We start from the raw sequence: 6,696 nt of genomic DNA on the forward strand, positions 1-6,696 counted from the left end.
TATGCGAAATAATAATGTTAGTCCCGTTCGCACGAAATGGGGAAAGTGGTCCTCGGCTTGCGTGGCCGCGCTTGCGCTCACCATTGGCGCGTTGCCTCAGGTGCATGCGGCGGGTGAGGAATACTTTCCGCTGCAAAGCTACCGGGTCGGCCCGTACGCGGCTGGCGGCAGCGGCTTCTTTGGCGGCTTCATCGACTATCTCCAGCTGATCAACGCGCGCGACGGGGGCGTGAACGGCGTCAAACTCGTATGGAAGGAGTGCGAGACCGAATATGTGGTGGAGAAGGGCATCGAGTGCTATGAGCGTCTGAAGCACGGTGGTCCCGACGGCGCGCCGACTGCGGCTACGAACCCGTTGTCGGTCGGTATCGCTTACGCGACACTCGACCGTTCGACGGCCGACAAGATCCCGCTCATCACGATCAACCATGGCCGCACCGATTCGACCGACGGCGCAGTGTTCCCTTATGTGTTCCCGCTGCAGCTGAATCCGTACAGCGAGGTCTCCGCGATCGTCAACTATATCGGGCAGCGCTCGGGAGGTCTCGCCTCCCTCAAGGGCAAGAAGATTGTCGTGCTGTATCACGGTTCGCCGTATGGCCGCGAAACGATTCCTGTGGTCGATCTGCTCGCGAAGAAATACGGTTTTGACGTGACCCAGATCGAAGTGCCGCATCCTGGCAACGAACAGGGTTCGCAGTGGCTGAAGATTCACCAGGTTAATCCCGACTGGGTGATCCTGCGGGGCTGGGGTGTGATGAATCCGGTGGCGATCAAGACCGCGCAGAAGGTCGGCTATCCGGTCGATCACATCATCGGCAATATCTGGAGCAACTCCGAGGAAGACGTGCGGCCAGCGGGCGATGCGGCCAAAGGCTTTATCTCGATCACGACGCACCCCTCGGGCACGGACTACCCGGTGCTGCAGGCGATCAACCAGTACGTCATCAAGCCGGGGAACGGCAACCTCAAGGATCCGGCACGCTTTGGGACCGTCTATTACAACCTGGGTGTGGTGAACGGCATTCTCAACGTCGAGGCGGTGCGCGTCGCGCAGCGCAAGTTCGGCAACAAGCCGCTCACTGGCGAACAGGTGCGCTGGGGCTTCGAGCATCTGGATCTCGACGATGCGCGCCTCAAGCAACTCGGCGCACTCGGCCTTGTCCAGCCGCTCAAGCTGACCTGCGCGGACCACGAAGGCGGCGGTGCCGTGCGCTTCCAGCAATGGGACGGCCAGAAGTGGACCGTGATCAGCAACTGGGTGCAGGCAGACCGCGCGCTGCTGCGTCCGATCATCGAGAAGTCGGCGCTGTCGTACGCGAGGGAAAAGGGTATTACGCCGCGCGATTGCAGCAAGGACCTCTGACATGGCGAGCCCCCCGATCCTGCAGGTCGATGAGATCGCCGTGACCTACAGCCAGATCATCCCCGCCCTGCGCGGGGTGTCGCTGGCGGTGCCCGAGGGTGCGATCGTCGCGCTGCTCGGCGGCAACGGCGCGGGCAAGACGACCACGCTCAAGGCGATCTCGAATCTCGTGCGCGCGGAGCGCGGCGAGCTGACGGGTGGCCGAGTCGTCTACCGCGGCGCAGACATCGCGCGCGTCGAGCCATGGACGCTGGTCGAGCGCGGGCTGGTCCAGGTGCTGGAAGGGCGGCGCTGCTTTGCGCATCTGTCGGTCGAGGAAAACCTGCGGATCGGGTCGTTCGCCAGGCGGCCGCGACGGGCTGAGATCGAGGCCGATCTCGAGCGGATCTACGGGATCTTTCCGCGTCTGAAGGTCAAGCGCCAGTCGCTGGCGGGATTGACGTCGGGTGGCGAGCAGCAGATGGTGGCGATCGGTCGGGCGCTGATGGCGCGTCCCTCGCTCGTGCTGCTCGACGAGCCTTCAATGGGGCTTGCGCCGATGGTCGTCGAGGAAATTTTCGAGATTGTCGCGGCGCTCAACCGCGACGAGGGTGTGAGCTTCCTGCTTGCCGAGCAGAACGCGACCATGGCGCTGCGTTATGCGCAGCATGGCTATGTACTCGAAGGCGGTCGCGTGGTTGCATACGGAGCGACAGCCGAACTTGCGCGGCTCGACGTGCTGCGTGACGCATACCTTGGGGGCGCCGTCGGCGATTACGCTGCGCGTCGCTCTCGGCGTGAGAGACAGTATTCGGCTACCTGATACGCTTCTCGTTTCCGCATCATGAGCCGCGGCGTGGGCGGCAGTGCGGTCTCCAGAGGTGGGAAAAAGAAATCGCAATCGTGCCGTGGACACATAGCTAGCAATTCGGAGCAGCGACGAATTTGTTGTGAGCTATGGTTCACCGGGCGCGTAATTTTCGACAATACTGGCAAACTGTCAAATCGCCATTCGCTGCCACCCGCTGAGTCCATCCGTCAGGAAAACGCGACTAACGGTCTTGCGCCATTTCGGCCGCCACACAGGTCGACCGCGCCAAACCCGGTCTTCAGGCAGATGGGTAGTCGCGCCGATAGCGCGCTGCTGTCGCAGCCGAAGTCCTATGGCTGCGACGTCTTGATTGTGCGTAGCGGGGATGAATCGGGCCGCTGACCCACGTCGCCAGTGTCTCCGATCCAGTGGAGGGCAATCACGAAGGAGGCATATATCTCGTACTGCAAAATAATTATGGCGTGGGATCGGCCGCATTTTTTCGATATATATACGTGTGGCCCGCAAGACAGGATGGCAGAACCGATCAGGCTGTCCACCTTTTTCCCGCTGTGCGTGGAGACGGCGCCGACGGATGACTGACGCCAATTGGAGCCAAAGACGCTTGACGGCCAGTTCCGGTCACACGGCGAGTAAAGCAAAGTCGTCAACAATCGGAGCGGCGGTGTACAGTCGTAGGCCTCGATGCTTGCCAACCTCGTGCCAACGACATGGACATTCAGCTGTTGATCATATGCGGGCTTACATTCGTAATCCATGTGATTGCGACGCTGGCGTATGCGGTTCGGATTGCCGGCGTTCGCACGCGTCGTATCGCCGTGTCATTCTCCCTATTCGGAATCATCGCCCTGGTTTCCCGGACGGCAAATTCCTTTCAGGGACCATTCATCGCGAAGCGGGTTGAGATGGATTTCGCGCATCACCTGGAGCATGGTTTGCTCGGGGACTTTCGGCTTTTTCTGCTAGCCGCCACGGTGGCAAGCACAGTCGGTGCGTTTCTCATTCCCACGTTTCAACGTTATTTCAGCCGCGCTGCCGACCACTTCCAGGCAAATCGCTCGATCCCTCGTCTGCTACTCCATATCTTCAGTCGCGGAGGCGTCAGCTACATTCGGCTTGGAGCGCGGCTCCCGTCCCGACACAACGTCACCCAACTAGCGACTGGGGCGGGCGTTTCCTGGAAAGTCATCGGGCTAAACGTAGTCGCAATGGCGATCTGGACAGTCGGCGTTTTCGCGTCGCTCTACGCTGGATACCTGAAACCTGATCTGCGCGTTACATGTGCGAACCTGTCATCAGTTATCAATGGTTTTGCGACGGTGGTGTTGGCGGTCGTCATCGATCCGCAAGTTTCAGTCATGACTGACGACGTAATCGAAGGTCGGATTTCAGAAAACAGCTTCCGGCGGGCCATCACAACCCTCGCGGGTGCGCGTGTGCTCGGGACGCTGTGCGCTCAGGCGGCGCTCGTTCCAGCGGCATTGATCATTGTTCGCATCGCCGAACTTATTTAGCGCTGCGACCAATACCGGATACGTGTCGGGCAGCGGGCGGCCGAGGCCGTGTCAAAACTCGAAATTACCCGGTTTTCGGGTGTCGCTTTGCCCTTCCCCAAGTGCCGCGAAGCCGATACAGAGCATTCTGGTGGGTCGACTTTCGCGCCAGATGTCGACGTCACGCGTTTTGACACAACCTCGGCCATGAGCGGCCGGTCGGCGATGGGGGCCTGATAGCGGCAACTCGATGTAGCGTAAACCCGACCGGGTTGTATCGCGAATTCACGGGTCGGGTAAATTCCGCGACAATGTCCCCCTTTGACCTTTTTCTGCAGGAAGAGGCATGCGACTTGCTGATTTCATCTTGCGAAATAGGGAGCCCATTGTGGCGCAATGGGAGGCGTTTGCATCCACTCTGTTTCCAGCTGCAGCTGGCATGGGGTCGTTAGCTCTGCGCGACCACGCGAAGCAGATTCTCGAAGCGGTGGCCAGGGACTTGCAGACTTCGCAGACGCGGGGCGCGCAACACGAAAAATCATGGGGCCAAGCCCCCGTGCCGATCGACGCTCCGGAGACAGCCGCTCAAACACATGCCGTTCTGCGCGCGCGACACGGCTTTAACGTCATACAGCTGGCCGCCGAGTACCGCGCGCTACGCGCAAGCGTGCTTCGTATGTGGATGGACGACTGCCAGCCCGAAGCGCCGCATCTGGACGACATCATCCGCTTCAATGAAGCCATCGATCAGGCGCTCGCGGAATCGGTCGGCCTATTCAGCGAACAGGTCGATCTGGCGCGCAATCTGTTGCTTGGAATGCTCGGGCACGACATGCGCAGCCCGCTTCAAACGATTCAGGTGACCGCTTCATATCTGGGCGCCCTGAATGCAGGGGAGCGCGTTTCGGAAGCGGCAGCCCGCCTGATACGAAGCGGTGCTCGCATGCAGTCGCTTCTTGATGACCTGTGCGATTTCAACCGGACCAGGCTGGGCCTCGGTATTCGCGTCACACCCACTAACGTTGATCTGGCGAAAGTGTTCGCCGATGAGTTAGACCAATTGCGCGCCGTTCATCCGGACAGGCAGATCGAACTGCAGCTGCAGGGCAACACCCGCGGCGTCTGGGATGGCCCTCGTCTGCAGCAGTTGCTTGGCAATCTGGTGATCAACGCGATCAGGTATGGAGCATCGAACGCCCCGGTACGCGTGGTGGTGACGGGCGACGAAGCGGAGGTGCGTTTCGAAGTCAGGAACAGCGGACCCGCCATTGAGCAGTCGTTACTGGAGCGTATCTTTGATCCTCTCCAGCGTGGCCCGGATCATGAGAAGAGGCGAGACAGCGACGGCAGTCTCGGACTCGGTTTGTATATCGCGAGCGAAATCGCCAAGGCCCATGACGCCACGATCGAAGCGCGTTCCGACCAGACGGAAACCGCGTTCGCGGTACGCCTGCCGCGCAATACAGTACTGAGTGGATGAGCGTCTGATTTCGAGCGGCTCGACCGTCCCTTGAGGGTCGTTTATGCCCGTTTCATGAATCATCCTCCCAAGATGATTGCCGCGGGCAGTCGATGGACACAGTGCGGCCCTTTGCTGTGGTCGTCCACACTCAAGGCAGGGCCGACTTTTGGGCATCAGCCGTTGCACGAAGGTAACCGAGGTGCAGTCGGGTCCACCGGAAGCAGAAGAACCTGATCGCTCAGCGGTGTGGTTTCGGCGCGCTCCACTGAGAAACCCGCGCGTGATGCAAGCGCCTCAATTCCCGCCAGGCCGCGAGGTACAAGTGCAAAACTGTGCGCAGAGATGGAGCGGCGCCTTGCTTCGTCGTCGCGTGTCACCGAGCCGGTGACCACTATTTTTTGCCCATGTACACGCGGGCATAATGCGCGCAGGTTGGCGAGAACTGCTGCATCAGTGCCGTATTCAAACAGCCCACCTTCTGAAGAAGCGGCGACGATCGCACCGGACATGATTGCGTTTTCAACGATTCCTGCGAGGCACGCGGGCTCGTTCCAGTCGTATGGATAGTGAACGAACCTTACGCGAAGCCCCTCTAGCGCACTACCGTGCGCACACAACGCACGCAAGGCAGCGGCACCGAATTGGGGGCCATCGCGATCAATGTCCAGTACGCTGATCGTGATGTTGCGTGCTGCCAGCGCTTGTCGTCGCAGCTGATTGAGCAGAATCAGCGTATTGAGTGTGTCGATCGCCGTACCTCCACCGAGGTTGATCAGGTGCAGCGGCGCAGTCCCATCTGCGTCGAGTTCGGATACCAGTGCCCGGGTTTGCAGATGGGCGACCTGCTGCAGCTTCAGCCGCATCGACACAACGTGCGGTGAGGCCGCGAATCTGCGATCGATCTCACTGTTGAAGGGGGGCGGCAGATTGTCCGGGCCGAGTTTCAGCAGGTAAGTGCTCAGCCCGTCGAGAAAGCCACTCCTGGCGCTTACGACAGAACGGAGCAGCGGTGCGCGCCTGGATGCGAGCGCCAATATCATGCGCGTGATAAACGTCGGAACCCTGGCTCTGCGCCGTTCGTCGGCTACGTACGATGCGAAGAGCGCCGTGATGGCGTCGGCATCGGCTGGCAGGGCGAAACGCGGGTCAGTGATGTCGATCACGGGCAGGCGCTGGCCCTGCACCGTACTCGCGCAGGTCATGGGCCGTTGGGTGTTCCGCTTTGCTGTGGGGTTCATCGTCGATATTTTGCGCTTCGTCCTTTCGTCGCGTGTCGCCCGGCGTCCGGTCTGTGCATCGCGCCTCGGATAAAATGCAGGGACTGTGACACTGGCCGGAGAGGCTTCCCGGAGGCGCGGCGTCGCGCTGAACGTCGGCGGCAATGGCGAAGCGGGTGAACTGCATTGCGGTTGCCGCATACCCCACGGACATACCATGAAATTCGATCATCCTGATCCCGAACTCAACAATCCGTTGACTGACGAAGAGCTGGAATTCCTCGAACGCTTTCTTTCGGGCAATGCCGTCTGCAACGATGCGATGGGTGCGGTCATGTTGCATGGCT

General features: G+C 60.5%; 5 protein-coding genes. 4 read left to right on the forward strand and 1 reads right to left on the reverse strand.

Annotated features, from left to right (window positions below; translation table 11 throughout):
- The first annotated feature begins 1 nt into the window (after position 1).
- From E1N52_RS40180 to E1N52_RS40195, 4 genes are all read left to right on the forward strand, one after another.
- Entirely contained in the window at positions 2–1,366 is a 1,365-nt protein-coding gene (locus E1N52_RS40180; RefSeq protein ID WP_205965752.1) for an ABC transporter substrate-binding protein, read from the forward strand.
- 1 nt (position 1,367) lies between these two features.
- Entirely contained in the window at positions 1,368–2,168 is an 801-nt protein-coding gene (locus E1N52_RS40185) for an ABC transporter ATP-binding protein (protein WP_133190356.1), read from the forward strand.
- A 719-nt stretch (positions 2,169–2,887) separates the two neighbouring features.
- Positions 2,888–3,691 (forward strand): lipid II flippase Amj family protein, encoded by an 804-nt coding sequence (locus tag E1N52_RS40190; protein WP_133190358.1) that lies wholly within the window; start codon positions 2,888–2,890, stop codon positions 3,689–3,691.
- A gap of 325 nt (positions 3,692–4,016) precedes the next feature.
- Positions 4,017–5,150 (forward strand): sensor histidine kinase, encoded by a 1,134-nt coding sequence (locus tag E1N52_RS40195; protein ID WP_133190360.1) that lies wholly within the window; start codon positions 4,017–4,019, stop codon positions 5,148–5,150.
- Positions 5,151–5,305: 155 nt separating this feature from the next.
- Here the strand turns inward: E1N52_RS40195 and E1N52_RS40200 are convergent, their stop codons facing one another.
- On the reverse strand, positions 5,306–6,370 hold the full coding sequence (locus tag E1N52_RS40200; protein WP_133190362.1) for a hypothetical protein: 1,065 nt from the start codon (positions 6,368–6,370) through the stop codon (positions 5,306–5,308).
- Between the last annotated feature and the right edge of the window lie 326 nt (positions 6,371–6,696).

The sequence above is a fragment of the Paraburkholderia guartelaensis genome (assembly GCF_004353905.1).
In the GTDB taxonomy this organism is placed as follows: domain Bacteria; phylum Pseudomonadota; class Gammaproteobacteria; order Burkholderiales; family Burkholderiaceae; genus Paraburkholderia; species Paraburkholderia guartelaensis.

Coding starts and splice junctions, on each gene's coding strand:
- E1N52_RS40190 (WP_133190358.1), top strand. CDS start 2,888: ATGGACATTCAGCTGTTGATCATATGCGGGCTTACATTCGTAATCCAT.
- E1N52_RS40180 (WP_205965752.1), top strand. CDS start 2: ATGCGAAATAATAATGTTAGTCCCGTTCGCACGAAATGGGGAAAGTGG.
- E1N52_RS40185 (WP_133190356.1), top strand. CDS start 1,368: ATGGCGAGCCCCCCGATCCTGCAGGTCGATGAGATCGCCGTGACCTAC.
- E1N52_RS40195 (WP_133190360.1), top strand. CDS start 4,017: ATGCGACTTGCTGATTTCATCTTGCGAAATAGGGAGCCCATTGTGGCG.
- E1N52_RS40200 (WP_133190362.1), bottom strand. CDS start 6,370: ATGAACCCCACAGCAAAGCGGAACACCCAACGGCCCATGACCTGCGCG.